This window comes from Rhizobium sp. 10N414, assembly GCF_056394785.1.
The window spans coordinates 50,543-76,973 of record NZ_JBFTIN010000020.1 but is presented as its reverse complement, the minus strand read 5'-3'; the positions used below and the strand labels follow the sequence as shown (position 1 = coordinate 76,973).

Below are 26,431 nucleotides of genomic sequence, written 5' to 3'. Positions count from 1 at the left end.
ACGTCTCCCCTCAGGCCACGTTGATCGACAGCGTGGAAATGCCGTCGATGCCGCAATCGACACGGTCGCCCTTCTTTACGGCGCCGACGCCTGCCGGCGTACCGGTCATGATGACATCGCCCGGCGCCAGGATGAAGAGTCTCGAGAGTTCGGCAATGATCTCAGGCACCTTCCAGATCATCTGGTTGAGGTCGCCATCCTGGACGCGCTTGCCGTTCAATTCCAACCAGATCCGGCCCGCCGAGGGATGCCCAAATTGGCTTGCCGGGACGATAGGCGACACCGGTGCTGAATATTCGAAGGCCTTGGCGACTTCCCAGGGGCGGCCGAGCTTCTTCGCCTCGGCCTGTAGATCGCGACGTGTGAAATCGATGCCGACGGCGTAGCCATAAATGCAGTCGAGCGCCTTGTCGGCGGCGATATCCTGGCCGCCGGCTTTTAGCGCCAGCACACACTCGACCTCGAAATGCACATCGCTGGACAGCGGCGGGTAGGGGAAGTCCTTGCCTGCGGGCAGCAGATTGTCGGCGTTCTTCTGGAAAAAGAACGGCGGCTCGCGGCTCGGGTCATGGCCCATCTCGATCGCATGGTCGGCGTAGTTACGCCCGACGCAGTAAACGCGGCGTACCGGGAACGCCTCGGCTGTGCCTTCGACGGGAAGCAGGACGGGATGCGGAAGCGGGATGACGGTGGCGGGAAGGGACATTGCACGCTCTTGCTGTTCGTGAGTCCTGACATCTTAGACGGAAAGCAACGGCGGGGGAACGCGTGGTTCGACAACGCATCATCATCATCGCCTTGCATCCTGACATGGCTGCCTTGCGTGAGGAAAACTGGCGTTTTGCCTGCCTTTACGCTATGAGCGCGGCATGACGACATCCAATTTCTACGCCGAGGCCCTGACGTCGGGCCAGCCGATCTTCGCGATTGCGCCGATGATCGACTGGACCGATCGCCATTGCCGCTATTTTCACCGGCAGATCAGCCGCAATGCGCTGCTCTACACGGAAATGGTGGTGGCCGATGCGATCATCCATGGGCCGCGCGAACGGCTGCTGTCCTTCGACGGAGCGGAGCATCCGGTGGCGCTGCAGCTCGGTGGGTCGGATCCGGCGAAACTTGCCGAGGCGGTTCGGATCGCTGGCCCTTACGGCTACGACGAGATCAATCTCAATGTCGGCTGTCCCTCGGACCGGGTGCAGTCAGGCACCTTCGGCGCTTGCCTGATGCTGACACCGGAGACGGTGGCTGCCTGCGTGGCGGCGATGAAGGCGGTGGCCGACGTGCCTGTCACGGTGAAGTGCCGGATTGGTGTCGACGAGCAGGATCCGGAAGCGGCTCTGCCCGATCTTCTCGATCGTGTGCTCGATGCCGGTGCCGACGCCGTCTGGATCCACGCCCGAAAGGCCTGGCTGAAGGGCCTGTCGCCGAAGGAGAATCGGGAAATCCCGCCGCTCGACTACGAGATCGTCTACCGCACGAAAGAGGCGCGGCCCGATGTCTTTATCGGCATCAACGGCGGCATCCAGACGCTGGACGAGGCGGCTGATCATTTGAACCACGTCGACGGCATCATGCTCGGGCGTGCGGCCTACCAGAACGCCGCGATTCTTGCCGATGTCGACCATCGCTTCTATGGCGCGGTTGCCGACGAAGCTGACTGGGGCGATATCCGCGGCCGGATGATGGCTTATGCCGAGCGCCATATCGCCAACGGCGGGCGGCTGCAGCAGGTGGCGCGGCACATGGTCGGGCTGTTTACGGGGCTGCCTGGCGCGCGGCGCTACCGACAGATTCTCTCGACCGACGCGGTCAGGATGGGAGCAGGCCCCGAGGTGATCGCCGCCGCCTTTGCGGCGGTGGATTTCGAGGGCGCGCGGGAAACGGTCAGCGCCTAGGGCGACGCTACGACCGGCCAAACGAAAAACGGCGCCCCTCGCGGAGCGCCGTTCTCTTTCCTGCCGAAGCAGAGAATGAATTAGTTAGCCGAGATGTTCACGGCCTTCGGGCCCTTGCCCATGCGGTCCGGCTCGGTGTCGAAGGTGACCTGCTGGCCTTCGCGCAGCGACTGGATGCCAGAAGCCTGGAGCGCGGAGATGTGGACGAAAACGTCCTTCGCGCCGCCTTCCGGCGTGATGAAACCAAAACCCTTGTCCTGGTTGAAGAATTTTACGGTGCCCTTGGTGGCCATTGGGATAGTCCTTTTCCCTTAGTCTGTTTGGTATCCATCCCCCGCGAGAGGAAACGGACGGCTTTAGCTTTCGCGCTCCCTCATCAAAATTCAGCGCGCGAAGGGTCAGTCGAGTAGTTCACGAACGGGGAAAGAACGTCTACGTACGCGGGTGTCCCCCACGCTGCCTTCCTGCCGGAAGGCTTTACCACATCAGTCCAGTCACCGGCATGCAAATGCCCGAGAGCCGCATTTGGTGACAGCATTCGAAGCAAAAGGCAAGCGGCAATATTGTGGCACCAGAATCGCCGGAGCGGGAATCGCCAAAGATTCAGACGCTTGACGAATTGTAAGCATTCACAGCCACTGCTGTGCCGTTTCCGGAAACTGTGCCGGAACGGCACCGCCGCGCGCCTTTGCCCCCTCGGCCGTGACCGCCTCGAGCGCGCAATCCTAGCGGGCAGCCGCGCTGGCGAGCTTGTGCTGCACGATGTCGGCGCTGCCGCGCACATGCGACACGACGGGCTTGCCGCTGGCATCGGTGACGGCATAGGCGACAATGGTGACGTCTTCCTCGAAGGAGGAAACGTAGATGACCTGCTCGGGGTTGATATAGATCGTGTTGTTGTGGGTGTTCCTGAAGCCGACGAAGGCCATGCAATGTCTCCTTATGCGCTGCCGGGGCAGGTATGCCACCCAGGGGTTGAAGCAAGTTTAACGGGCGGCGCGGCCGAAGAGGATGCCTTGCAGTCCGGTGCGAGATCGTCCGACACGAGCACGCGCCGCCGTACCGCTCCGGCGGTCATCGCCGGAAACGTGTTTTCCAGCTCCACGCGGCGGGCGCTTGGCCGGCCCTGATCCTGTCGATCGCGTCGAGGCCGCCATGGGCGCGATGGTCGGGCGGCAGGGCGTGGCGGACGATCTTGGTCACCGCATAGTGATACTCGGGCGGCTTGTCGATCAGCAGCCGGTAGAGATTGCCGAAATGGCCGGACTGCGCCGCCTCGTAGACGCTGGCGGCGAAATCGAAGAACTCGTCATGCGCCTTCCGCTCGTCCTCGGTCAGCATGGTGTAGCAGAGCGGCAGCCTGTTGTGGGTGAAGACGAGCAGGCAGGATCACGTGCGGCGGCAGTTGCGCACGCCGCAGACCCTCGCTGGCAGGCCGAGCATCTCGGCGGTGCGCAGGCGCAGCCTCAGCGTGCCGTAGTCGCCGATCCGGCGTTCCCATTCGCTCATCGTCGCTTCGTCCGTTTTCCCTGCGGATCCCATCATGTCTGCGCCTCCGTCTCTCCTTCGCCGGTGCGCCGGCGGCGGCGCGCGGCTTTGCCTTCACGCGGCTGGTTCCGCCCGTGGGTTGATCCTGGCATCGGTTTGCCGGCCCGTGCGGGCGACAGGGTTCGGACGGGGTGCTCGAAAGAGCCTCATCTGAAAAGTGTAAAATGGCGCTGTCGAGCGCCCCGTTCGGCGGTTTATGCCGTCAACTCCGGTCCCTCTGCCGCCTTGCCCGAGGAAGCTTCACTTCTCCTGGGGGCCATGTGTGCCACACAGGCACGTCCGGGGCTCAACTCGACGCCGCATTCGCGCGATCGCCGCCGTCCCCGGAGGGAGACCATTTTCTGCGGACCCGGTGCATGAGGATTTGCGTCCGACCCTCACACCCGCGCCGGTCCCGCCTCGCCGCAACGCCTTGCGGTGTATCCGTGACGGGACGAGAGGGATGATGGCATGTGTTGGGAGGGGTGGGGATGAATTTCGAGTAGAATTTCACCTAACGTGTAAAAGGAAAGAAAGTAGGCCCATCAAATCATGCGCATAAATTTGCTCACATGCGCTGATCTCCGCACTTCTCAATGCGGGCCTCTATTGCGGAGGCCCGCTCGTGTGCCGATAGGACCGGCTAACGGACCTTGCTGAACTCGGCTATAATATCATCCACGTTGATCTCGCTCAGTTTACTAAATAGTAATTCTGGAGATATTACATCAATATGATCCGCTCCCAAACGTTGGACCAGCGGAGGCTGGAGTTTTCCGGCTTGTGTCAGGGGGGGCGGGCTGGTTGCGCCTCCCGGATTCATCAGTGCGATCGGGACCTTGTTGCCGATCGCACCATGTGGCCGAACCATCACTTCCAGGTCGCCGTGTTCCCGTCATGCATGATCCTTGTGGTTGAAAAAGTCAAACACACCACCAGAGATAAAGCCAGGTTTTGCACAGCCTGCATTAGAACTGCTTTGGAGAAATATTACCACGTGAGGACCCCGGATCAGGTCCGGGGTGACGGTGAGGTCGACGAGTTTGTTCGCTTAAATGGCTTTGCGGGTTCTCGCTTTCGTCATGCCGGGCTTGACCCGGCATCTAGTGGCGCCGCGTCTGCCGTGCAAAGAGTCTCCACGCTCAAGGATTTGAGCGCGGTGTCCGACCTCAGAGTTTGCCTTGGTATGCTCGTTCTGCACTCCGTCATGCCGGACTTGATCTGGCATCCAGTGGCGCCGCTTCTGCGGTGCAAGAGAGTCTTTCGCGCTGAAGGACTTGAGCGCGCTGGACCCCGGATCAGGTCCGGGGTGACGGGTAAGTTGGCGACGAGTGCCGCGCGGATGAGGTGGTGTTGTGGGCACGAGTTCAGGGGCCGTGCAGGAAATGGGCGATGTCCTGCCAGTCGGGGTTCATTGTCTCGATGAGGTCGAGTTTCCATTTGCGCGGCCAGTTCTTGATGGTCTTTTCGCGAGCGATCGCATCGGTGACGAGGTCGTATTCCTCGAACCAGACGAGCGTCTTGACGCCGTAGCGGCTGGTGAAGCCCGGGGTGAGGTTGGTCTGATGCTCGAAGAGGCGGCGCGGCGGGTTGGATGTCACGCCCATGTAGAGCGTGCCGTTGCGCTGCGAAGTCAGGATGTAGACGTAGCCCTTCATGAGCGGATGATGCGTGTTCCTGAGATAGAATGCAATCAGCGATGGCCGTCATGCCGGACTTGATCCGGCACCCAGCGGCGCGATATCCATCGCGCGGAGATTGTTGTTGTTTGCTGATTCATTCACCGCGCGGACGCGCGGTTGCTGGATCCCCGATCAAGTCCGGGATGACGGGGAGTGTGGGTGGTGGCGCGACAGAGGGAATGGTCTGGCCGAGGCGATCACTGCCCAGGCCGCCCCGTCTTGCCCTTCGTGCGCCCCTTGCGCTTCTGGTCCACCGGATCCTCATAACTCCCCACGCCCGCCTTGCCGCGCACAAGCGGCCTGACGTCGTCGCGCTCCGGCTGGCCTTCCAGCAGCCGTGAGAAGCGCTTCGTGCCCTTGGCGGCGTCGGGCTTGTCCGGCAGGTGGCCGGCGACCGGCTTTTCGGTGCGGCCGACGGTCATTTCGTCGAGGCTGTTGCGGCGGAAGAGGCTCTTGCCAGCGGGGTCGGCGACGTCGCGGCCCATATCGTCGAGATCGGGTTTGCGGAAGAGCGGGGTTTCGGTGTCGGTGCCGGGGCCCATGTCGTCGAGGCCGGGCTTGGTGAAGAGCGAGCCGCCGCCTGCGGCCGGCTTGCCGCTCTTCTTGCCGCTGCCTTCCTGCGAGCGGGCTTCCTCGCGTGCCATCGGGTCGTCCATGACCGCGAGTTCGGCGGCCTTGAGGCGCTTGATCTCGTCGCGCAGGCGGGCGGCCTTCTCGAAGTCGAGGTCGGCGGCGGCGTCGCGCATCTGCTTTTCCAGCGCGTTGAGATGGGTCTGCAGGTTGCCGCCGACGAGGTTGCCGCCATCGGCAAAGCCCTTGCCCGAGGCGCCCGATATGTCGGCGCGGACGTGGTCGCGTTCGTAAACCGAGTCGAGGATGTCCGAGATCTTCGCCTTGACGCTCTCCGGCGTGATGCCGTGTTCCTCGTTGTAGGCCACCTGCTTTTCGCGGCGCCGCGCGGTCTCGTCCATGGCGCGCTGCATCGAGCCGGTGATGTTGTCGGCATAGAGGATGACCTTGCCGTCGACGTTACGCGCGGCGCGGCCGATCGTCTGGATCAGCGAGGTCTCGGAGCGCAGGAAGCCTTCCTTGTCGGCATCGAGGATGGCGACGAAGCCGCATTCGGGAATGTCGAGGCCTTCGCGCAGGAGGTTGATGCCGACGAGCACGTCGAAGGCGCCGAGGCGGAGGTCGCGGATGATCTCGATGCGCTCCAGCGTGTCGATGTCACTGTGCATGTAGCGGACGCGGACGCCCTGTTCGTGCAGGTATTCGGTTAGGTCCTCGGCCATGCGCTTGGTCAGCACGGTGCAGAGGGTGCGGTAGCCCTTGGCCGCGGTCTCGCGGATTTCGCCGAGCACGTCGTCGACCTGGCTGCGGGCGGAGCGGACCTCGACGGGAGGGTCGATCAGGCCGGTCGGGCGGATGACCTGCTCGGCGAAGACGCCGCCTGACTGGTCCATCTCCCAGCCGCCGGGGGTGGCCGAGACGGCGATCGTGTCGGGGCGCATGGCGTCCCATTCCTCGAAGCGCAAGGGACGGTTGTCCATGCAGGAGGGCAGGCGGAAGCCGTATTCGGCGAGCGTCGCCTTGCGGCGGAAGTCGCCCCGGTACATTCCGCCGATCTGCGGGATGGTGACGTGGCTTTCGTCGATGAAGACGATGGCGTTGTCGGGGACGTATTCGAACAGCGTCGGCGGCGGGTCGCCGGGGTCACGGCCAGTGAGGTAGCGCGAATAATTCTCGATACCCTGGCAGGAGCCTGTCGCTTCCAGCATTTCGATATCGTAGCGGGTGCGCTGTTCCAGGCGCTGGGCTTCCAAGAGACGGCCGGCCTTCTCGAGTTCGACGAGACGGAGCTTCAGCTCCTCCTTGATCGACTTGATGGCGGCGTTCAGCGTAGGGCGCGGGGTGACGTAGTGCGAGTTGGCGTAGATCTTCACCGATTTCAGGTCGCCGGTCTTGGCGCCGGTCAGCGGGTCGAACTCGGTGATGGCGTCGATCTCGTCGCCGAACATGGAGATGCGCCAGGCCGCATCTTCCAGGTGGGCCGGGAAGATTTCGATGGTGTCGCCGCGGACGCGGAAGGAGCCGCGCTGGAAATCCATGTCGCGGCGCTTGTATTGCTGGGCGACGAGGTCGGCGAGCAGCTGGCGCTGGTCGAGGCGGTCGCCGACGTTCATCTGGAAGGTCATGGCGGTATAGGTTTCGACCGAGCCGATACCGTAGATGCAGGAGACCGAGGCGACGATGATGCAGTCGTCGCGCTCGAGCAGCGAGCGCGTCGCCGAGTGGCGCATGCGGTCGATCTGCTCGTTGATCGAGGATTCCTTCTCGATATAGGTGTCGGAGCGCGGGACGTAGGCTTCCGGCTGGTAGTAGTCGTAGTAGGAGACGAAGTACTCGACCGCGTTGTCGGGGAAGAAGTTCTTGAACTCGGAATAGAGCTGCGCGGCGAGCGTCTTGTTCGGCGCCAGGATCAGGGCCGGGCGCTGGGTTTCCTCGATCACCTTGGCCATGGTGAAGGTCTTGCCGGAGCCGGTGACGCCGAGCAGGACCTGGCTGCGGTCGCCATTGCCGAGGCCCTCGACGAGGTCCTTGATGGCAGTCGGCTGGTCGCCGGCGGGCTGATATTCGCTGTTCATGCGGATCGAGATGCCGCCTTCGGACTTGTCCGGCCGGGCGGGGCGGTGCGGCGTCCAGATCTTGCCGTTCTTGTGCAGCGGGTTGCCGCTCTCGATCAGCGCCGACAAAGCCTCGACAGTGGCGGTGACGGCGGTGCCGGCCTGCAATGAGGCGGCTTCCTCCAGCGTCGTGTCCATGCCCGCCACCGGATTGAGGCCGGCGGCCGCACGGGTCTTCGGATCGGTCGAGCCGCCCATCGACGTGCCGCGCGCCGACTTCGAGGCGGCGATTTCGACCTTCTTGCGGTGCTTGCCGGCCTTCGAGGCGATCTGGCGTTGCGTCTCGACACTTGACGCCTCGGCATCGGCCTCCAGCTGCTTCACCCAGTCGGCAACGGAACCGGACAGGGGAGCGCCCTCGAAGGACGACTGCGGGGCTTCCTCGAAGCCAACAGGGGCGGCGGATTTCTTCGGAGTTTTGGCCATGGGCGGAATATGGCGAGAGTCACCGCGAAAGTGAAGGGGCAAAGAGTACTGATGGGGGAGCGACGCGTGACGTGGCGGGGGTGCCGCGTCCAGGGGCGTTGAAGCCACCCGGTCCTGATCATCGGCGTTACGGCTGCTTGCGGATATCAGGTCGGCGTCATCCGCGTGCCGGCTGAAAGAGCTCAACGGAATTTCCGGAGGGATCAATCAGCAGGATCTGCGACCCGCCCGGTCCGGTGACGATCTCGTTGCGGAACTGGACGCCGGCGCCGCGCAGGCGCGCCACTTCCGCCGACAGATCGTCGACGATCAGATGGATGCGGTTCCAACCGCCGGGGCGGGGCAGTTCGCCGTCCGGCATCGGCCGTCCCGCGGAACTGGTCGGTCCGCTGAGCAGCAGCCGCAGCGCTCCACGCCGCACATCCGCGAAGGCGGGAGCGTAATTCGTCAGAACGGAAAAGCCGAGATGCGTCGTGTACCAGGCGATGGCTGCCTCGACATCATCGACCATGTAGCGGACATTGACTGTGGTTTCCGCCATGTCCTCCTCCCGATGTTGGGCGGCCAACGGTGGCGCCGGTCGCCGTCACGCGTAACTGCCAATTGTCTCACCAGGAAAAGTGTCGCGGCCCGGAGAAAAGGGAAGCCCGTCGCGGCAGATGATGTGCGCCTCATTTGCATGCGGGCTGTATAGTGGCTGAAAAGCTTGGGCGTCTGGGACGTCGGGTGCGAACACGCACTCGGTCTCGCTCTTGCGGCTCACCCCTGCCACGGGCACAGGGGTGAGGAGTGTTCGATGCGTAAACGGGAACCGACCGGCTAGGGGAGGCTGCGAAAGAAGGCCAGCGACGGCATGAAGAAGTATTCGCCGCCCTTCATGGTCACTGCCTGCGGCGGTGCGGTCGTGGTGGTCATCGTCGAGCCGCCCCATTGCGCCGGACAATCGATATCGGGGCGTGGGTTGGGGCTCTGGCCGATCACCAGGTCGAGACCGGGGCTGCCGGCGCCTGCGGGCACCCGGGGAAAGCCCGGATTGTTTGCCCATGTCCCTTGCGCAAATTCGAACTGCTGCGCGATGTTTGCATTGAAGGCCATGAACAGCAGGCCGACATCCTTGCTCGGCTTGTTGTCGATCCGGCCGTCATTGGGCTGGTCGGTGCGCACGCCGTGAGTCTGGCCGCGCCGCGCCATGATGTGCAGGCGCTCGCCCTCGACCGGCTCGAAGCCGCCGGAACCGCGCGGGTTGACCTTGCGGATATGGCCGAAGAACGGACACTTGGCGCGCCGTTCGGATCGCTGTCGTAGTTGAAGTCGTTGGGAACGGGATGGTGGTTGCCGTCGGCGAACTGGGTCGTCAACGGCGTGCCGTCCTCGAAGCGGCCGACCAGCATGGCGCCGGCTCGCTCGGCGTCGTCGCCCCTCAGATGCAGCCGCTTTGCCAGCGCCTTCTCCTGCTTCTTGAACAGCTTGACGTTCTGCTCGAGCTTGCGGAATACGAAGTAGCTGCCGAAATGCCTCGTCGGATCGGGCGCCGCGGTATCCGGGACGATGACGCGGTTCAGCCCGAAGGCCGGATCCCAGTTACTGGTGCCGTCGGCGGTTAGCCGCTCGTCGTTTATTTCCTCGGTGAGAAACAGCGGCTGGCTGCGGCCGTCGACGTAGCCGAAGTGCTCGATGCCGTCGCCGTTCTTGTTGTGCAGACCGTGGCCCTTTTCCTCGCCGAGGATCTGAACACCGTGGGCGGCCTGGATCAGTTGATGGACTGCGGCAAGAACCCGGTTGCGATGCGCGGCCCGGACATCTGGTCGCCGACCAGGATGACGGCGTCGATGACGTCGCGGAAATGCGGATCCCAGTTCGCCGGAGCCGGGTCGTTCAGCGCGGCGTTCTTCATGCCCGCCAGGAACGAGCCGTCCTGCGGGATCGTCGGGTCGGGGACTTGCAGGGCCGTGTAGCCGTGGCGCGTGATGCCGACTCCGACATAGGGGGTTCCCTTGGTGCCGTTGGCCTTGAACGCCTTGACCTCCATCAAGTGAGTCCGCGCGGCTTTCAGGAGCAGCGCGCCGGCCGGTGGCTGCGACAGCGATTTCAGCAGGGCCCGGCCGCCGGCCGGGTCGGTGAATTTCAGGAACAGGACGGTCAGGAATTCGCGGGTGTGCGCCTTGACGATGTTCGGTTGGAGCTCGTCGAGCATCACCGCTGCGTCTCCTGCCGCGCTCTCCCACGAGAGCGGCTGGGTAAGATCAAAAGGCATGGCTTCTCTCCACAGGGCTTGTCGGCCTAGGATGTCAATGCGCATGGCGGTAACTGTTCAGACCGACGATTGATCTACTGTTGTCTTCAATATGTCTGAGGTCTCAGGCTATCGTTCTTTCGCAAGCGGTATCATCGCCGCCAGACAGCTGACGGGCGCTTTGCCGGTATCGATCTATTTATGCTTACATATCTTGGTTGCGCGATTGCAACCTATATATGTATTTCACGAATAACCTTTTGTCGCGATAACTATTTATAACTAGAGGCTTGGCGGAAATTTCCGTACCGAAATTGGGGCGTTCGCTTTGTGGTAAACGCTCTGGTTGTATCCGCGTGCATCAACTGACGGCGTTTGCTGTTGAGGTGCGGATGGAACGAGAGTGATTGCAGGACGCCTCGTCATCGGCTTCAGGTCACTTCGCCCAGTCGACGACGCCCGACAGGATAGCGCCTTACAGGTTCGATTTTATCTCAGACGGTTGTCGGCACGTCGCATGGGCGATCGTCCTTGGAGTGTAAGAGACGTTTGAAAGCCGGGTGGCGTTTTGAGGCCGTCCGGATTCAAGCGTCTGACGCGGACAGTACTAGGCGACACCTTGTAGATTGGAACGACACCTTGGAGATTGGAAGCATGGCGCTCAAGCGGATGGATAATGTAGGAATCGTCGTCGAAGACCTCGGAGAGACGATTGAATTCTTTCGCGAGCTCGGCCTCGAGCTCGAAGGGCGGGCCACGATCGAGGGAGAATGGGCCGGACGTGTCACTGGACTGGCCCATCAGTGTGTCGAGATTGCCATGATGCGCACACCCGATGGACACAGCCGGCTTGAGCTCTCCCGCTTCCTTGCGCCTGATGTCGTCGCAGATCACCGGAACGCCCCGGTCAACGCCCTAGGCTACCTCCGCGTCATGTTCGCCGTGGACGACATCGACGAGACGCTTGAAAGGCTCCGCAGGCGCGGCGCGCAACTCGTGGGCGAAGTCGTCCGGTACAAAGATATATATCGGCTCTGCTATATCAGGGGGCCTGAAGGGGTTCTCATCGGGCTCGCCCAAGAACTCAGCTGAGCGCAATACGAAGACAAGACTAATGTCAGCGAGCGAGTCCGAGGCAGGCCCAGTGTTCGAGATCCATCCCGCCATGGCCGGCCGCGTTCTCGCCAAGAACAATTAAGTCGTCAACACCGGCCGGCTCGCTCGAGAAAGCCGCCGTCAGCAGCCTAAACGGCCACAAAGGAGAACAGGCATGAGGAAGATCATCACTGGTGCATTCGTCAGTCTCGACGGCATCATGCAGGCGCCGGGCGGTCCGGACGAGGACCCGATCGGCGACTTCAGGCATGGCGGCTGGGCCGCTCCCTATTTCGACGAGGCGATGGGCGAGACCGTGGGTGAGATGTTCGCCAATCCTTTCGATCTTTTGCTCGGCCGCAAGACCTACGACATCTTCGCCGCGCACTGGCCCTATGTCGCGGCCGACGACCCGATCGGTCCACTTTTCGATCGGATCACCAAATATGTCGCGACCCGCAACCCGGACTTTGTGCCCAGCTGGCAGAACAGCCAGGTGCTCGGTGCCGATGTGGTCGGCGCGCTCAAGGCGTTGAAAGGCGGCGATGGACCGCACCTGTTGACACAAGGGTCAACCGACTTCCTGCAGACGCTTTTCAAGAACGACCTGGTCGACGAGCTGAATATTTCATTCTTTCCCGTCGTGCTCGGCAAGGGCAAGAAGCTGTTCGCTGACGGCGCCTTTCCGGGCAAACTGAAGCTCGTCAGCTCGCGGGTTTCGGGCTCCGGCGTTACTGCGAACAAGTATGTTCGTGACGGCGACATCGTCACCGGCTCGTTCGAATTCGAGCAGCCGACTACGGCCGAGCTCGAGCGACGCAAGAACCTGACCTGAGGCAATAGCCGGGTGGTGCGGCATAGGCTGGGCGAGGAGCGGCGGCAATGCATCGCTCTTCGTCTTCCATGCACGCCCTTTTCAAAGGTGAGCATGAAGGTTCAAGGATTCCAAAATGCGGCGTCGCGGCAGAAGTCCCTGAGGTTGGGATGCCGCGGCCGTTTTCCCTGCCAGTATCGCGCGTATTTTTCTGGCTCAATCCCGCGTCGTGTGCCAGATTTCCGGCAGCAAACCGTCGCCGCGGCAGATGTGGCGAATCTTGGGGAAGGGTGGCGCGTGGCGGCAATTCAGGTTCCGGGGCTACTGTCTTTCACGATTGCAATTCTGGTGTTCTTTGCTGGGGCAACTCTGAACCATCTTTTCCCCATTCTGACGCGGTGGAGCATTCCGGAGGCGGTGACAGGCGGGATGCTTGCGGCGGCGGTGACGCTCCTCGCATACACGCTGTTCGACATCGAGATCAGCTTCGCGCTTCAGGCACGCGATCTGCTGCTTCTCTATTTCTTCACAGGTATCGGTCTCAACGCCCGGCTCACCGATCTTGCCGCCGGCGGCAGGCCTTTTCTGATCCTTCTGGTCATAACGGTCGCCTTCCTGATCATCCAGAATCTGACGGCCATTGGAACAAGCGCGGCGCTCGGCCTGCCCAGGGGCATCGACATTCTGCTCGGCTCGATTTCGCTCATTGGCGGACACGGCACAACGATCGCTTGGGCTCCAATCGTTTCGAGCCGCTTCGGGGTCACCAACGCCATGGAAGTCGGCATTGCCAGCGCAACGCTTGGCCTTGTCATCGCCAGCCTTATCGGCGGGCCGATCGCACAGCGACTGATCGCCCGATACCACCTGAGCGGAGCGGCGAACGAAGAGTTGACGATCGGGGTGTCGCATAAGTCGGCGCGTGAACATGACGATGAGGTCAGCGCGGTCAGCCTGTTGAGGACATTGCTCGTCACCAACATCGCGATCCTGACGGGATATGCCTTGGAGGAGGTGATCGAGGAGACCGGCTTCAAGCTCCCGCTTTTCGTCGTTTGCCTTCTGGTGGCCATCGTGATGACCAATGTCGTCCCGTTGGCGGCTCCACGCCTGCCATGGCCGACGCGGAGCCGTGCGCTGTCGCTGATATCCGATCTTTCGTTGAACGTGTTTCTCTCGATGTCGCTGATGAGCATGCAGCTCTGGGCCTTGAGCGGCCTAGGGCTCTCGCTCATCCTGGTGCTCGGGGCGCAGACGTGCGTGACCGTCATCTACATCCTTTTCGTCGTGTTCCCGGCGATGGGGCGGAACTACGACGCTGCAGTGATTTCCGCCGGCTTTGGCGGTATCGCGCTAGGCGCCACACCGACGGCTATCGCCAATATGACAGCGGTCACCAAGATTCACGGTGCCTCCAGCATGGCGTTCATCATTCTGCCGCTCGTTTCCGCCTTCTTCATCGACCTGATAAACGCGGCAGTCCTTGGCTATCTTGTCCAATAGGGACTGACGACGCAGCGCTGGTCCTCGGCGTCGTCAGGCATTCCGCGGATCGGGGCCTGCTGCTACACGATGACCGGCATCAGGAAGGCGACGAATTCGGATTGCTTTGCGCCTGCTGCGTTCTTCTCCAGACGGGGGAATGTCCTCTCGCAGATCGTGTTGCCCTGGTTGCCGCCGAGGAGCGTTACCGTCGTGCTGGTCCAGGAGACCACGAAGCCGACATGGCCGTTTCCCGTTGCCCAGCTCGCGTCGGAGAAGGGGGCGTAGCGGCGAACCGCGATCGCGCCTGGTTGCGGGGCTTGAAGGACATGAAACTGCTTCTTCTTGTTCCAGAAGAAGGAGCGGGCGCTTGGATGGTCGGTGCCCATGTGCCCACTCGTGACAAGGCAGTAGTTGACGAAGGCGGCGCACCAATCGACTTCGTCGCAACCATCAACCTCGAACCATGGGCGCAGACCTTGAAATAGTTCAGGATGCGCGGGTTCTCTCCGGGATCAGGCCATTGGCTGCGTTCATGTGCGGGAAGGGCAGCTTCCCGGCGAGCAATGGCCATCCAGTCCTGCGTGGCCGACGCCGCCGACGCCGCCGACGACGCCACGCCGATGGCCGCGCCTGCGCCGATCAGCGGCGCAGGCGGTCCGTTCGGCCTGATTGTGCCAGGTTTCCAGCCCTCGACGACCTGGATGAATTTCGCGATCTTGCGGAAGTCGTCCATCTTGAGGTCGGCGAGAACCGCCGTCAGCGCAATGCCGGTCTTGTCACGGATGAACTTGGCGTAGTCTTCGGATTGGTTCTCGTTCGGCGGCGCATAGCGGAAGATTGCCTGCTTGAGGGTGAGCTTGATGTAGGCGGTCGTTCTCAGCAGGGCGATGATCGCCGCCTTCCCGCTCTCCTCGTCGGGAAAGATCGCGAAGCTGCCGTCATCGCCGATGGCGCCGCAATTGATCGAGAAGTCGCCCTTGCGGATATTGCCGGCGTTGCAATTACGCCAGGAGCGCGAGCCGCCTTCGCGGATTTCGTCACGCCCGTCCGCGTCGGTATAAAGGATCGTTTTCGGCGCGATCGCGCGGGCGTGGACGAAGGGTCCATGCGCGCCTGCTGGCGCCGGGGCAGGGCTATCCATGTTGGCAACGGGCGGTGTGCTCGGCATAGTCTCGCTGAGCTGGGCTCCGTCCGATGCGGAAGGCAAGGGCTCGTAGGTAACGGTATAGCTGCCATCGGCATTGGCGATCGAACCGACCTTCATTTTCGCCGTCGCGAGCGCCGCAAGCAGGCCAGCCAAACTGGATTTGTTGATATCTGTGATCGTGTCCATGGCGCGTCCCCTCCGGCAGACGTCTGGTGAGGCCATCCGGACCGGCGATGCGCGGCAGTGCCTTGCGTTGCAGCGTATCGGACTGTCAATCTGCGGATGCCTTCCCTATTAGGCGCACAGCTTTGGAGGAATTGACACCAATCAACATCAATCATGGATTGTGCTTTTGAGGCTGGCTGACGGGCATCGATTTCAGTTACCGGGCGTGCATGAGGCGACAAGATGGGGTAACCCCTTGCGGAGCGGAAAATTGGCGATACATGCTGCCGCCACCTTTAACTCCAGGAATCGACCATGCCTTTTGCCCTTAGCCCAACCGCCATCTGGCCGGTTGTCATGCTTTTCGCCTCAAATATCTTCATGACCTTCGCCTGGTACGGGCATCTCAAGCACAAAGGCGCGGCGCTCTATATCGCCATTGTCGTCAGCTGGGCGATCGCCTTCTTCGAATACTGCCTTGCCGTGCCTGCCAACCGTATCGGTTCGGCCGTCTACACGACGGCACAGCTGAAGACGATGCAGGAGGTGATCACGCTTATCGTCTTTTCCGGCTTCTCCGTCTTCTGGCTCGGCGAGAACCTGACGTGGAACCACGCCATTGGCTTCGCCCTGATCGCGATCGGCGCATCGTTCATCTTCCGCGCCTGAGGTCTGACTGGTGGCTTGCTGCACGCCAGGGGCCTAACGCTCCACGAAGGCGCGCAGGCGCTCGAGCGCGTCGTCCCATTGCCGGGAGACGCTGTCGAGATACGCGCGCATCTCGCCGATCCGATCGGGTTGGAAGGCGTAATGGCTTTCCCGCCCGACCTTGGTGGAGCGGACGAGGCCGACCTGTTCCAGCACATGCAGGTGTTTCGTTATCGCCTGGCGGGTAAGCTCGGTGCCGGCGGAGAGGCCGGCGATCGAGCGCTCGCACCCGTCGCTGAGGGTTGTCAGCAGCGACAGGCGCGTCGGGTCTCCCAAGGCGGCAAACAGGGGGGCCGCATTGTCGCGGCGGAATTCAATGTTAGCGATCGAGGTATTCCTTGATGTTTTTCATTTGCTCGGCCCAGCCGCCGTCGTTCATCCGGAAGGCTTCCTCGCGGCGATGCGGCGGGACCTTGTCGAAACCTGACTCCGTCACCGTCAGGCGCGACCCTGACGGCGTCGGCTCCAGGCGGAATTCGACGAGGGTCGGCGGTTCGCCGGAATAGTCGACATCAGGATCGATGGCGTAGGGATGCCAGGTGAAGGAGAAGAGCTCGGGCTTCTCCATGCGTTTGACGGTCGCCTGCCAGCGGATGTGCTCGTAGCCGGGATAGGTTATGTGGCCGGTCGAATTCTCTCCGGGCACGAAGGGTCCGTCCAGCTGGACGCGGAACCATTCGCCGAACTCGCGGTGATCGGTGATGGCCTTCCAGACGCGTTCGACGGGCGCGTTCAGTTCGATGATCTTCTCGATGCGATCAGACATATCAGCAACCTCCTGGTTGCCTTTTTAATCGCATATCCGCGACCAATTGGCAACCAAAAAGTTGCGCATCATAATCCGAGGACATCGTAGATGCGGAAAATGAAGCTGATCTGATAGACGAGATTGAGCCAGACAAAAGCAGTGTGGAAGCGGCGGCTTCCGGTCCAGGCGGCAATACAGCAGAGTACGATGTAGACGACGTTGCGCGCCGGAAACTCCCAGCCGAGCGACTGGATGTGATCGGCTCCCTTGATCGCCGTATCGACGATGTCGACAGCATAGGTGATGGCGAGCGTGCCGAAAAACCACTTGCGGCGGGAGTAGAAATATTCCTCGTAGCCGCCGTACTCATCCAGCGAAGCGGGGAAGAGCAGGGCGCACAACATGAAGAACAGCCCGCAGAAACAGATGAGAAACAAATAGACGCCGAAATGGAGCACCGGTACGGCCTGCAGCCGGTACTCCCACCACCAGATGTGGATGATGAAGAGGAACATGGAGGCCGCCCAGCCGAGATGCACGGCATAGGGCTTCGCCTTTCCGGGGTGTTGGATAATGCCGGCGATCCCGGTCAGCAGCCGCGCAAGGCTAAGCGAGATCACCATCCCCATCACGACCTTGATGTGGAGAAAGACCTCCGGCGAGGCGACCGTTTCCATGCCTACTCCGCGGGAACCGGCGTCGGCTGGCCGCTTTCGTCGAGGGCGACCATGATGAAGGTCGCGGCCGTCACCTTTTCCATGTTGTTATATCGTGCGCGGGTCGCCCAGGCCTCGACCGACAGTGTGATCGACGTGCGGCCGACGCGTTCGATAGTCGTGAAGACTGACAGCGTATCGCCGATCTTCACCGGTAGGGCGAAGGCCATTTCCTTGACGGCAGCGGTGACGACGCGGCCCTTGGCGCGTTCGGATGCGGTGATGCCCGAGGCAAGGTCCATCTGTGCCATGACCCAGCCACCAAAAATGTCGCCGGCTGGATTGGCGTCGGCCGGCATGGCCACTGTGCGAAGGGTCAGCGCGCCATTCGGCTTGGCGTCGGTCATGGAAGGCTCCTGTTCAGTGATACGGGGACAACGATTCCGAGGGACCCTAGCGCAGATGCCTTTAAAGCGAAACGCGGCCTGGTCCGGTGGCGATGCGTACAACGCCGCAGACTGCTACCATAGTTCTATAAGATCTTACCTAGCGTGTTTGTATGGGCGGAAGCTTGTTGAAATAAATCAATGCTTTGTCGCGAGAAGTGAGTCCCTGGCGAAATCTCTCGCCTTACGGCAGTTCAATAAAATCCAATTCAAATTCACCATCCGGTAAGACCCGCATAGCAGTATTCGACCATTATTAAATTCTGAACTGCCGGGGCTCAATGCGTAACGTCAAGATTTCTACCCGCCTTTATTCTCTCGTGGCACTGGCACTGGCTATTCTGGTGCTCGCGATCACCTTCTTCCTCAGCTATTCGCACGCGAAGCTGGAGAGCGAGCGCAAGCACGGTCTTGCGCAAATGGATGCCACGGCCATCGCCATCTTCCAGAAGTACTACAAGCTGGAACAATCCGGCGCGATGACGCGGGAGCAGGCGCAGGGTGCAGCGAAGGAAGTGATTTCGGCCATGCGCTACGGCGACAACGGCTACTTCTGGATCAACGACATGCGTCCGACGATGATCATGCATCCGATCAAGCCGGAGCTGAGCGGAACGGACCTGTCGCAGAACAAGGATCCGACTGGCAAGTTCATCTTCGTCGAGTTCGCCAACACCGTGAAGAGGAGCGGTGAGGGCTTCGTCGACTACTACTGGCCGAAGCCGGGTGCAGCGGATCCTGTGCTGAAATATTCTCACGTGGTCGGTTTCGAGCCCTGGGGCTGGGTGGTCGGTACCGGCGTCTATGCTGACGATCTTGCGGCGCTCTATCGCCAGAATGCGATCTGGGCCGCCGGCGCCTGCCTCGTCGGCGCGATCGTGATTATCGCCGTGGCCTTCGGGATTGTGCGCAGCGTCACGGCGCCGATCGCCCGGCTGAAGGGTGCGATGAACGCCATTGCCGATGAAGCCGGCGCCGTCGATATTGTCGACCACGACAGGCGCGACGAGATCGGCGCCATGGCGAAGTCTCTCCTTGTGCTGCGGGATTCCGTCCGCGAGCGGGCCCTGATGCGGGATCGCGAGAGCCAGCACCAGTTGCAGATCGAGGAGGAGCGTCGCGGCAACGAGGCCAACTGGCGCTCGGCAGCGGATCGCCAGACCTTCGCGATCCAGTCGCTCGGCGCGGGACTTGAGAAACTGGCTGCGGGCGACCTGACCGTGTCGATCGGCGATCTCGGCCAGGATTATGCCAAGCTGCGCTCCGACTTCAATTCCGCTGTGGACGCACTGAACGGCGTGATCCGGGCGATCGCGGAGTCGACCAGCGTCGTCAACGACAGCGCCGGCGACATCAGCGAGGCGACCAACAATCTGTCGAAGCGTACCGAGCAGCAGGCGGCTGCGCTGGAAGAAACGGCGGCAGCTCTCGACGAGATCACTGCGACGGTGCGGACCGCTTCCGAACGTGCAGCAGAAGCCCGCGAGATGGTGGCGGAAACCAAGACCAGCGCCGGCAAGTCTGGCGATATCGTCCGCAACGCAGTCACCGCGATGAACCGGATCGAGGATTCGTCGAACCGCATCGGCCAGATTATCGGCGTCATCGATGAGATTGCCTTCCAGACAAACCTCCTCGCACTCAATGCCGGAGTGGAGGCAGCGCGCGCGGGCGAGGCGGGACGCGGGTTCGCCGTGGTCGCACAGGAAGTGCGCGAATTGGCACAGCGCTCCGCCAATGCAGCGAAGGAGATCAAAGTGCTGATCAGCACCTCGGCAAGCGAGGTAAACAACGGCGTGACGCTCGTGCGTTCGACTGGGGATGCGTTGCTCGAAATCGAGGAACTGGTCAACCGCGTGAACAATCACGTCATTTCAATCGCGACTGCGGCTCGCGAGCAGGCGACGGGGCTCAACGAGATCAACACTTCGGTCAATCACATGGACCAGATGACGCAGCAGAATGCCGCGATGGTCGAGGAAACCACGGCTGCAAGCCAGACGCTGGCCGACGAAAGCCGGCAGTTGAGCACGTTGCTTGCCAATTTCAGACTACGGGCTGCCGGCGGAACCAGCGCCGGACGCATGTCGTACGCGGCCTGAACGGTAAATCCCTAAGGAGGAAGAGGGCTCCCGGACGGTGTTCGGGAGCCCTCTTGTCTGCGTCTACTCCCTCGTGCGTCCCTTGAATTTGCGCTTTCAGATAGTAAAGTGCATGGCGTCCCCAACGGAGGCTAAGAATGCTTCGATTCTCGCCTTGCCTGCCGAGGAGCCTTTTTAGTCTCGTTTTCTGCCTATCGTCGATTGTGTTTTCGGCAGCCAGGGCTGCCGATTTTGATGCCGAACGCATGGAGCCGGAACCCGAATGGGCAGTGATTGTCAGCCCCTATGTGTGGGCAGCCTCCCTGAAAGGCAACGCGTCGCTTGCCGGCTTCGATACCGACGTGGACGTGCCGTTCTCTGAAATCTTCGACCATCTCGATCTCGCGCTGATGGGCAACGTCGAAGTCACGAACGGCAAATGGGGTGTCTACTTCGACGGGCAGCATGTTCAGACAAGCCAGGATGAGCGGGTCTTCGCGCATGAGATCGGGATCGACATAAAAACCACGACACTTGCTGCGGGGGCGTTTTTCAAAGCGTATGAAGTAGAACTTGGCGGGCAGACCGTCTTTGGAAAGCCGCGCACAATATCCTTCGAGCCGACAGTCGGCGTTCGCTGGACAGAACTGAAGGCAGACGTTTCTGCCTTTGGCGTCAGTTCGACGAAGAGTTCTGACTGGGCCGATCCATTCATCGGCCTTCGAATGAACGCCGACCTCACCGACCGTTGGAACCTGTTTGCCGAGGCTGACGTCGGCGGTTTCGATGTCGGCTCAAAGGTCAGCGTCAATGCGCAGGCGTATCTCGGGTACCGGATGGAGATGTTCGGCAAGCCGACGATCCTGCGTGCAGGCTATCGTCTGTTGTATCAGGACTATGAGAACGACGATTTCACCGGCGCGAACAAGTTTCGCTGGGATGTCAGCCAACATGGGCCGGTCGTCGGCTTCTCGATGCGCTTCTAGTTCAGTTCAAAACAACGAATGGAGTAGCGGATGATCTTCGGCAATAACCCTCTGGCTCGTTCGCTTGTTGCGTTCGCCGTCGGATCGATGATGGTCTTCGGGCAATCGGCGGCTCAGGCATGCACGCGATTGGTCTATCTCGGCCCTGACGGCAACATCATCACCGCGCGGTCGATGGATTGGAAGAGCGACGTTGCTACGAACCTGTGGGTGCTGCCGCGCGGCATTGAACGCAATGGTGAGGCGGGGCCAAACTCGATCAAGTGGACCGCGAAATACGGCAGCGTTGTTGCGACGGGATACGACGTATCGACGACCGATGGGCTCAACGAGGCGGGCCTTAATGTCAATCTGCTCTGGCTCGTCGAATCCGAGTATCCGAAGTTTGACAAGGACAGCAAGCCCGGCCTGACGATCGCCGCGTGGGGGCAGTATGTGCTCGATAACTTTGCGACCGTCGACGAGGCTGTAGCGGCGTTAGGAAAGGAACCCTTCACGATTGTCAGCGACAACGTGCCAGGTGAGAACCGGCTCACGACGCTTCATCTATCCATGTCCGACAAGACCGGCGACAGCGCGATCGTCGAATATATCAAGGGCAAGCAGGTCATTCACCACGACCGCAAATACCAGGTGATGACGAATTCGCCGACCTTCGATGAGCAACTGGCGCTGAACACCTATTGGAAGCAGATCGGCGGGACAGTCATGCTGCCGGGCACAAATCGGGCGTCCGACCGTTTCGCGCGCGCCTCGTTCTATGTGAATGCCATTCCCAAGGATGAGGACCCCAACAGGGCATTGGCGAGTGTCTTCAGCGTCATTCGAAACACCTCGGTCCCTTATGGCCTGAACACGCCCGAAGAGCCGAACATTTCGTCGACGCGCTGGCGGACCGTCGTCGACCACAAGCGCATGCTGTATTTCTTCGAGTCGGCCCTGACACCCAATACGTTCTGGGTCGATCTCAAGGCAATCGACTTCTCCAAGGGGAGCGGTAAGGTGAAGAAACTCGACCTGGGCGAGAACCAGGACCACACCTATTCCGGGGACGCGACAAAGGAGTTCAAGGACTCTCAGCCGTTCAAGTTCCTCGGACTTCAGATGTAGGCAGGCTGGGCGGTCGTGCTGCCTTTACCGGCGCAAGACGCATGAGAGGGAACGCATGAAACGTTTGCTGTTGCGCCTGTTCGTATCGCTTTCGACGCCTGGGTTGGCGCTTGGCTTCATCTTCTTCGCCGCGTCGCTGACGCCGAGCCTGATGCCACGCTCCTATTTGATTCAAGGCGTGTTGTCCGGCATTGCCGCGGCCGTGGGATATTTCTTCGGGGTGGCCTTCAGCTGGCTCTGGAAGTACCTGGAACTGCGGGTCCCCGGTGTTGGCAGGCTGCGCGGCAACCTGATCGTTTGCGTACTCGGCGTCGTGCTGGCCGTAATCTTCCTTCGGCGAGTTGTCGACTGGCAGAATTCCATTCGCGACTTGTGGCACATGGAGCGCGTCGATACCGCTGAACCCTTCAGCGTCGCGTTCGTCGCAATCGTCACCTTCTTCGTTGCTGTTCTGATCGGCCGGCTGTTTCGGTTCACCTGTCTGTTCCTGTCGGGATGGCTATCACGATACGTTCCGCGCCGCGTCTCGCAGGTCATCGCAGGTGTTCTTGCGATCGCACTCTTCTGGTCGGTCGTGGATGGCGTATTGCTGCGGGCGGGATTGCATCTCGCTGATAGTTCGTTCCGCAGCGTCGACGCGCTTGTGGAAACGGGCGTGCCGATGCCAGATGACCCGGCAAAGACCGGGAGCACTGCCTCGCTTGTCACTTGGGAGGGACTTGGGCGTCGCGGACGCCAGTTTATCGCTTCGGGACCGACAGCGGCCGAGATCAGCGATTTCTGGAAGGCGCCTGCGCGCGAGCCGATACGAACCTATGTGGGCCTGAACAACGCTGAAACGATCGAGGGGCGCGCAAAGCTCGCACTCGAGGAGATGAAGCGGCAGGGCGCGTTCGAACGCTCGCTTCTCGTCATCATCGTTCCGACCGGCACCGGCTGGATCGACCCGCAGGCGATGGACCCGCTCGAATATCTGCATCACGGTGACGTGGCGAGCGTCGCTCTTCAATATTCCTATCTGGCGAGTTGGCTATCGCTGCTGGTTGAGCCGGAATATGGCTCGGCCTCAGGCAAGGCGTTGTTTCGGGAAGTCTATGGCTACTGGACGACCTTGCCACGAGACAAGAGACCGAAGCTCTACCTGCATGGCCTCAGCCTTGGCGCGCTGAATTCGCAGGTATCTGCCGATATATTCGACATTGTCGCGGATCCGTTTCAGGGGGCTTTGTGGAGCGGGCCCCCTTTTGAAAGCAGGATGTGGCGAGACGTGACGGCGGCGCGCAATCCCCAATCGCCCGCGTGGCTGCCGCAGTTCCGCGACGGATCCCTCATCCGATTTACCAACCAGACGAACCACCTGGATATTCCCGGGGCGACCTGGGGACCCATTCGCATCGTCTACCTGCAATATGCCAGCGACCCAATAACCTTCTTCGATGCCTATTCCTTCTATCGGGAGCCGGCATGGATGAGGCGTCCACGCGGCCCGGATGTTTCGCCGAGCCTGCGTTGGTTTCCCGCGCTGACGATGCTGCAATTGCTGGTCGACGTGGCAATCGCCACGAGCTCTCCCATGGGGTACGGTCACGTCTATGCGCCCCAGCACTATATCGATGGCTGGGTCGCTGTGACCGACCCGAAGATTGATGCTGAGAAGCTCGATGCGTTGAAGCGGTTGTTCCAAGAGCGGTCCGCGCAGGCCAGTGCTGCCGATTAGTTATCCACAACACGCCGGTCAAGAACGGAAAGGCTGTGCGTTAACCACGTTCATTATGCTTTCATTTAGGCTCTCGTATCAGTTTGCGCCGCAGTGGCTGGGAAACCACAGCATTGAGGCTCGAAACATGACCTATAGCGGCTTGATTGTGACTGCCATCGTGGCCGGTCTGATCACAATTCTGGCAGTCGGTAGCCGTCCGGCGACCGAAGCCGCGTCCAACTGGCCGCAGATGGACGTGATGAAAACGGATCGTATCGTTACGGGGAGCGTCCCTGCGCAATAAAACGGGGACCTTGGATTTGCTCTGTGCCGACGGCCGCGAGCGCCTCTGAAGGGCGTCGCAACTTGTATTCAGGGCCTGCCTGCCGCGAGGCGACATCGCTGCGAGAGCTCCGGCAGGATCAGGAACCGTTTTTGTCCTGGTCGTTTCTGGGCTTCCGGCCACCAGCACAAAAAATCGTTCACCCTAATTGCTAGTCCAAAGCAAGAGGACGTTAAGAGTCAGTGGGTTAAGTGGGTGGGGTTATCGAGGCAATCTACCATGTACAGTTCCGACCTACGCTACGACGTCATTTGCGACCCGCTCGATCTCTGGATGGTGTGGGACAACGACACCGAGGAGCCCGCATCCTTCGGCGGGCAGATATTGCACGGCTTGACGGAAGGCTATGCCGTCGAAGTCGCCAAGATCATGAACGAGCTCTACGGCAGCGAGAAACACGAGGCGCCCGTGGCACTTCGCAGTGCAGGCGCCTGATTATCTGAAAGCGTTCCGTCGGTGGGTTGAGCCGTTTGGCTGGCTCCGGCACTGAGTTCAGGCTATTCTCCGCCATCGCAGGCTCAACTGCCTGATGTTGGGGGGGGGCGGACGCATGGGCACGAAGGAATTGTTCTCAATCGCTGCCGACCATGCCGCGCGCTTTCGCGACACGATCGATAGTCGGCCCCATCATCCGTTGCGGGATTACGCCGGCTCGCTGGAGGCTTTCGCCGCTCCGCTGCYGGAACAGCCATCGCCACTTGTCGACGTGCTTGACGAGCTAGTAACAACGGCCGAGCCCGGACTGCATTTGATGACCGGCCCACGCTTCTTCGGCTGGGTCATCGGTGGCTCTCACCCAATGGGGGTAGCGGCTGACTTCCTTACCAGTGCGTGGGGACAGAATGCCGGCAACCATACGGTATCGCCTTCGGCCGCGGCCGTTGAAACAGTGGGCGGGCGCTGGCTGCTTCAGCTGCTCGGACTCCCCTTAGAGGCCTCAGTTGGTTTCGTTACCGGCGCAACCGTCGCGAATTTCACTTGCCTGGCGGCGGCCCGAGGCGAGGTGCTGTTGCGCGCCGGCTGGGATGCCGACGCCAACGGGCTGTTCGGAGCGCCGCCCATTTCAGTGCTGATCGGCGATGATGCGCATACGACGGTATTTTCTGCCTTGCAGTTTCTCGGTCTCGGCCACGACCGCGTGATACGGGTCCCGACCGATGATCAGGGGCGTATCGTGCCGGCAGGGTTCGAACAGGCCGTTGCTGATGTCTCTGGCCCGCGCATAGCGATCCTCCAGGCCGGGCAGATCAATACGGGTGCCTGCGATGATTTCGGCAGGTTGATCCCGATCGCCAAATCGAAAGGCGCATGGGTGCATGTCGACGGGGCGTTCGGCCTCTGGGCGCAGGTATCGGCACGGCGCCGTCATCTCACTTCAGGCGTGGAGCAGGCGGACAGCTGGGCGACGGACGGGCACAAGTGGCTGCAGACGCCATACGATTGCGGCTATGCAATCGTTCGCGACGAAGTCGCGCATCGGCGGGCCATGACCATATCGGCGAGCTATCTGCCGCTTGCCAGCGAAGGCGAGCGCGATCCCTCGCACTATGTGCCGGAGCTGTCGCGGCGCGCGCGTGGCTTTGCCACGTGGGCGATGATCAGGCATCTCGGACGCCAGGGCATCGAGGCCTTGGTTGATGGCGCCAGTGACGTCGCGGCATCCATAGCGCAGGCGCTTGCCAAAGAGCCGGGAATTGCGATCGCCAACGATGTGCTGCTCAACCAAGTGATAGTGCGCTTCGGAGCGGACTGGCCGGCCGAGCAGGCCGACGAGCTGACCAAGCGAACGATCGGTGCCTTGCAGCGGGAAGGCGCCCTGTTTGCCGGTGGCGCGATATGGCGCGGCAGGCAGGTCTTGCGGCTGTCAGTCACGAACTACCAGACGAACACTGCCCAGGCAGTGGAGGCGGTCGAGGCGATCGTGAGAGCCTATCGGGGAGAGCGGTGCGATGCTGCGTGACCGCATGGTGACTTCGCGCAATAATCTTCGCGACGGATCGGCGACGAGGGTAGGTGTTCAGATTTTTTAGTTCGACCGGCGCTACTGCCCGCGGCTCCTCAGCCAGTGATCGATCGAGAGAGCGCCGGCTCCCGCCGCGGCGAGCACGAACATCCCACCAGCAATGGCCAGGTCCTTCTCGAAATGAAGGAGTTCGTTCTGGTCGCTGAAGTTCGTGTGGTAGAGCGTGGCGGTTGCGACGCAAAACAGGCCCAGGGCGGCTGCGCCGAAGCGGGTCAAGAGCCCGCCCGCAATAGATAGGCCGGCGCCGATCTGGAGTGCGATCGTTGCCACAAGCAGGGGAACGCTCAAGCCGAATTGCGCGGCCATCTCGACGGCGCCTGAAAAATTCAACGCCAGCGAGACGCCTTCATGCAGGAAAATCCAGGCGAGAAGCAGCCGGCCGATCAATATTGCAAGGTCGCGTGCGCCTGGGGCGACCGGGGATCTGCTGTCTGCCATATGTCACTCCTGACGCACGTTGCCGATGACCGCAGTC

The 26,431-nt window shown here is 61.5% G+C and carries 29 protein-coding genes and 1 pseudogene; 13 read left to right on the top strand and 17 right to left on the bottom strand.

The genetic code is table 11. The features are described from left to right. Positions 1–10: 10 nt before the first annotated feature. A complete protein-coding gene (locus AC1DE4_RS18770) occupies positions 11–706 on the bottom strand; it encodes a fumarylacetoacetate hydrolase family protein (RefSeq protein WP_018854752.1) in 696 nt (231 codons plus the stop codon). Positions 707–899: 193 nt separating this feature from the next. On the opposite strand from AC1DE4_RS18770, the gene dusA reads away from it, so the two are divergent. Beyond that, the gene (gene dusA, locus AC1DE4_RS18765; RefSeq protein ID WP_477882465.1) at positions 900–1,898 is read left to right on the top strand and encodes a tRNA dihydrouridine(20/20a) synthase DusA; all 999 of its coding nucleotides are present in this window, start codon (positions 900–902) and stop codon (positions 1,896–1,898) included. Between the two features lie 80 nt (positions 1,899–1,978). On the opposite strand, the gene AC1DE4_RS18760 is transcribed toward dusA, so the two are convergent. The 8 genes from AC1DE4_RS18760 to AC1DE4_RS18725 all read right to left on the bottom strand — a co-directional run bounded on the left by AC1DE4_RS18760 (position 1,979) and on the right by AC1DE4_RS18725 (position 9,408). Beyond that, positions 1,979–2,191 carry a cold-shock protein gene (locus AC1DE4_RS18760; RefSeq protein ID WP_007533154.1) on the bottom strand — a complete coding sequence of 71 codons (213 nt, stop codon included), beginning with the start codon at positions 2,189–2,191 and terminating at the stop codon, positions 1,979–1,981. Between the two features lie 432 nt (positions 2,192–2,623). Further along, positions 2,624–2,827: a hypothetical protein gene (locus tag AC1DE4_RS18755; protein ID WP_018116365.1), complete on the bottom strand. Its 204-nt coding sequence runs from the start codon at positions 2,825–2,827 to the stop codon at positions 2,624–2,626. A gap of 145 nt (positions 2,828–2,972) precedes the next feature. Then, a complete protein-coding gene (locus tag AC1DE4_RS18750; RefSeq protein ID WP_477882456.1) occupies positions 2,973–3,239 on the bottom strand; it encodes a hypothetical protein in 267 nt (88 codons plus the stop codon). Positions 3,240–3,287: 48 nt separating this feature from the next. Beyond that, the gene (locus AC1DE4_RS18745) at positions 3,288–3,443 is read right to left on the bottom strand and encodes a hypothetical protein (RefSeq protein ID WP_477882454.1); all 156 of its coding nucleotides are present in this window, start codon (positions 3,441–3,443) and stop codon (positions 3,288–3,290) included. A gap of 1,349 nt (positions 3,444–4,792) precedes the next feature. After that, positions 4,793–5,083 (bottom strand): GIY-YIG nuclease family protein, encoded by a 291-nt coding sequence (locus tag AC1DE4_RS18740; RefSeq protein ID WP_477882452.1) that lies wholly within the window; start codon positions 5,081–5,083, stop codon positions 4,793–4,795. Between the two features lie 221 nt (positions 5,084–5,304). Next, positions 5,305–8,217 carry an excinuclease ABC subunit UvrB gene (gene uvrB / locus AC1DE4_RS18735; RefSeq protein WP_192304730.1) on the bottom strand — a complete coding sequence of 971 codons (2,913 nt, stop codon included), beginning with the start codon at positions 8,215–8,217 and terminating at the stop codon, positions 5,305–5,307. Positions 8,218–8,374: 157 nt separating this feature from the next. Further along, the gene (locus tag AC1DE4_RS18730) at positions 8,375–8,758 is read right to left on the bottom strand and encodes a VOC family protein (protein WP_018854757.1); all 384 of its coding nucleotides are present in this window, start codon (positions 8,756–8,758) and stop codon (positions 8,375–8,377) included. 278 nt (positions 8,759–9,036) lie between these two features. Further along, complete coding sequence (locus AC1DE4_RS18725) at positions 9,037–9,408, bottom strand: hypothetical protein (protein WP_477882450.1); 372 nt, start codon at positions 9,406–9,408, stop codon at positions 9,037–9,039. A gap of 134 nt (positions 9,409–9,542) precedes the next feature. On the opposite strand from AC1DE4_RS18725, the gene AC1DE4_RS18720 reads away from it, so the two are divergent. Further along, on the top strand, positions 9,543–9,821 hold the full coding sequence (locus tag AC1DE4_RS18720) for a hypothetical protein (protein WP_477882448.1): 279 nt from the start codon (positions 9,543–9,545) through the stop codon (positions 9,819–9,821). A gap of 146 nt (positions 9,822–9,967) precedes the next feature. On the opposite strand, the gene AC1DE4_RS18715 is transcribed toward AC1DE4_RS18720, so the two are convergent. Next, a complete protein-coding gene (locus tag AC1DE4_RS18715; protein ID WP_477882446.1) occupies positions 9,968–10,471 on the bottom strand; it encodes a hypothetical protein in 504 nt (167 codons plus the stop codon). 633 nt (positions 10,472–11,104) lie between these two features. On the opposite strand from AC1DE4_RS18715, the gene AC1DE4_RS18710 reads away from it, so the two are divergent. The 3 genes from AC1DE4_RS18710 (at position 11,105) to gltS (ending at position 13,862) form a co-directional block, all read left to right on the top strand. Beyond that, positions 11,105–11,542: a VOC family protein gene (locus AC1DE4_RS18710; protein ID WP_192304732.1), complete on the top strand. Its 438-nt coding sequence runs from the start codon at positions 11,105–11,107 to the stop codon at positions 11,540–11,542. 178 nt (positions 11,543–11,720) lie between these two features. Further along, positions 11,721–12,380 (top strand): dihydrofolate reductase family protein, encoded by a 660-nt coding sequence (locus AC1DE4_RS18705; protein ID WP_477882443.1) that lies wholly within the window; start codon positions 11,721–11,723, stop codon positions 12,378–12,380. Between the two features lie 276 nt (positions 12,381–12,656). Continuing rightward, entirely contained in the window at positions 12,657–13,862 is a 1,206-nt protein-coding gene (gene gltS, locus AC1DE4_RS18700; RefSeq protein WP_477882441.1) for a sodium/glutamate symporter, read from the top strand. A 62-nt stretch (positions 13,863–13,924) separates the two neighbouring features. Here gltS and AC1DE4_RS18695 read toward each other — a convergent pair whose 3' ends face one another. Both AC1DE4_RS18695 and AC1DE4_RS18690 read right to left on the bottom strand, forming a co-directional pair. Further along, positions 13,925–14,074: a hypothetical protein gene (locus AC1DE4_RS18695; protein ID WP_477882466.1), complete on the bottom strand. Its 150-nt coding sequence runs from the start codon at positions 14,072–14,074 to the stop codon at positions 13,925–13,927. A 15-nt stretch (positions 14,075–14,089) separates the two neighbouring features. Further along, positions 14,090–14,230: pseudogene (locus AC1DE4_RS18690) on the bottom strand (conjugal transfer protein); the annotation flags it as partial. Between the two features lie 1,241 nt (positions 14,231–15,471). Between AC1DE4_RS18690 and AC1DE4_RS18685 the strand changes: the two are divergent. Next, entirely contained in the window at positions 15,472–15,825 is a 354-nt protein-coding gene (locus AC1DE4_RS18685) for a DMT family protein (protein ID WP_018116323.1), read from the top strand. 33 nt (positions 15,826–15,858) lie between these two features. On the opposite strand, the gene AC1DE4_RS18680 is transcribed toward AC1DE4_RS18685, so the two are convergent. From AC1DE4_RS18680 to AC1DE4_RS18665, 4 genes are all read right to left on the bottom strand, one after another. Then, a complete protein-coding gene (locus AC1DE4_RS18680; RefSeq protein ID WP_169680301.1) occupies positions 15,859–16,182 on the bottom strand; it encodes an ArsR/SmtB family transcription factor in 324 nt (107 codons plus the stop codon). A 1-nt stretch (position 16,183) separates the two neighbouring features. After that, a complete protein-coding gene (locus AC1DE4_RS18675) occupies positions 16,184–16,630 on the bottom strand; it encodes an SRPBCC family protein (RefSeq protein ID WP_018116196.1) in 447 nt (148 codons plus the stop codon). A gap of 68 nt (positions 16,631–16,698) precedes the next feature. Further along, positions 16,699–17,289, bottom strand: a complete 591-nt coding sequence (locus tag AC1DE4_RS18670) for a hypothetical protein (protein WP_018854765.1) — start codon at positions 17,287–17,289, stop codon at positions 16,699–16,701. A 2-nt stretch (positions 17,290–17,291) separates the two neighbouring features. Then, positions 17,292–17,675, bottom strand: a complete 384-nt coding sequence (locus tag AC1DE4_RS18665; RefSeq protein WP_018854766.1) for an acyl-CoA thioesterase — start codon at positions 17,673–17,675, stop codon at positions 17,292–17,294. A gap of 320 nt (positions 17,676–17,995) precedes the next feature. On the opposite strand from AC1DE4_RS18665, the gene AC1DE4_RS18660 reads away from it, so the two are divergent. The 7 genes from AC1DE4_RS18660 (at position 17,996) to AC1DE4_RS18630 (ending at position 25,893) form a co-directional block, all read left to right on the top strand. Continuing rightward, positions 17,996–19,816: a methyl-accepting chemotaxis protein gene (locus AC1DE4_RS18660; RefSeq protein WP_477882439.1), complete on the top strand. Its 1,821-nt coding sequence runs from the start codon at positions 17,996–17,998 to the stop codon at positions 19,814–19,816. A 137-nt stretch (positions 19,817–19,953) separates the two neighbouring features. Further along, complete coding sequence (locus AC1DE4_RS18655; protein WP_246734425.1) at positions 19,954–20,781, top strand: hypothetical protein; 828 nt, start codon at positions 19,954–19,956, stop codon at positions 20,779–20,781. Positions 20,782–20,868: 87 nt separating this feature from the next. Further along, on the top strand, positions 20,869–21,891 hold the full coding sequence (locus AC1DE4_RS18650; RefSeq protein WP_246734427.1) for a linear amide C-N hydrolase: 1,023 nt from the start codon (positions 20,869–20,871) through the stop codon (positions 21,889–21,891). A gap of 55 nt (positions 21,892–21,946) precedes the next feature. Further along, positions 21,947–23,608: an alpha/beta hydrolase gene (locus tag AC1DE4_RS18645; RefSeq protein ID WP_018854769.1), complete on the top strand. Its 1,662-nt coding sequence runs from the start codon at positions 21,947–21,949 to the stop codon at positions 23,606–23,608. Between the two features lie 127 nt (positions 23,609–23,735). Beyond that, positions 23,736–23,894: a hypothetical protein gene (locus AC1DE4_RS18640; protein ID WP_167354909.1), complete on the top strand. Its 159-nt coding sequence runs from the start codon at positions 23,736–23,738 to the stop codon at positions 23,892–23,894. A gap of 258 nt (positions 23,895–24,152) precedes the next feature. Next, complete coding sequence (locus AC1DE4_RS18635; protein WP_018854771.1) at positions 24,153–24,368, top strand: hypothetical protein; 216 nt, start codon at positions 24,153–24,155, stop codon at positions 24,366–24,368. A gap of 115 nt (positions 24,369–24,483) precedes the next feature. Further along, positions 24,484–25,893: a pyridoxal phosphate-dependent decarboxylase family protein gene (locus tag AC1DE4_RS18630; RefSeq protein ID WP_477882436.1), complete on the top strand. Its 1,410-nt coding sequence runs from the start codon at positions 24,484–24,486 to the stop codon at positions 25,891–25,893. Between the two features lie 81 nt (positions 25,894–25,974). Here the strand turns inward: AC1DE4_RS18630 and AC1DE4_RS18625 are convergent, their stop codons facing one another. Next, positions 25,975–26,394 (bottom strand): DoxX family protein, encoded by a 420-nt coding sequence (locus tag AC1DE4_RS18625; RefSeq protein ID WP_192304740.1) that lies wholly within the window; start codon positions 26,392–26,394, stop codon positions 25,975–25,977. Between the last annotated feature and the right edge of the window lie 37 nt (positions 26,395–26,431).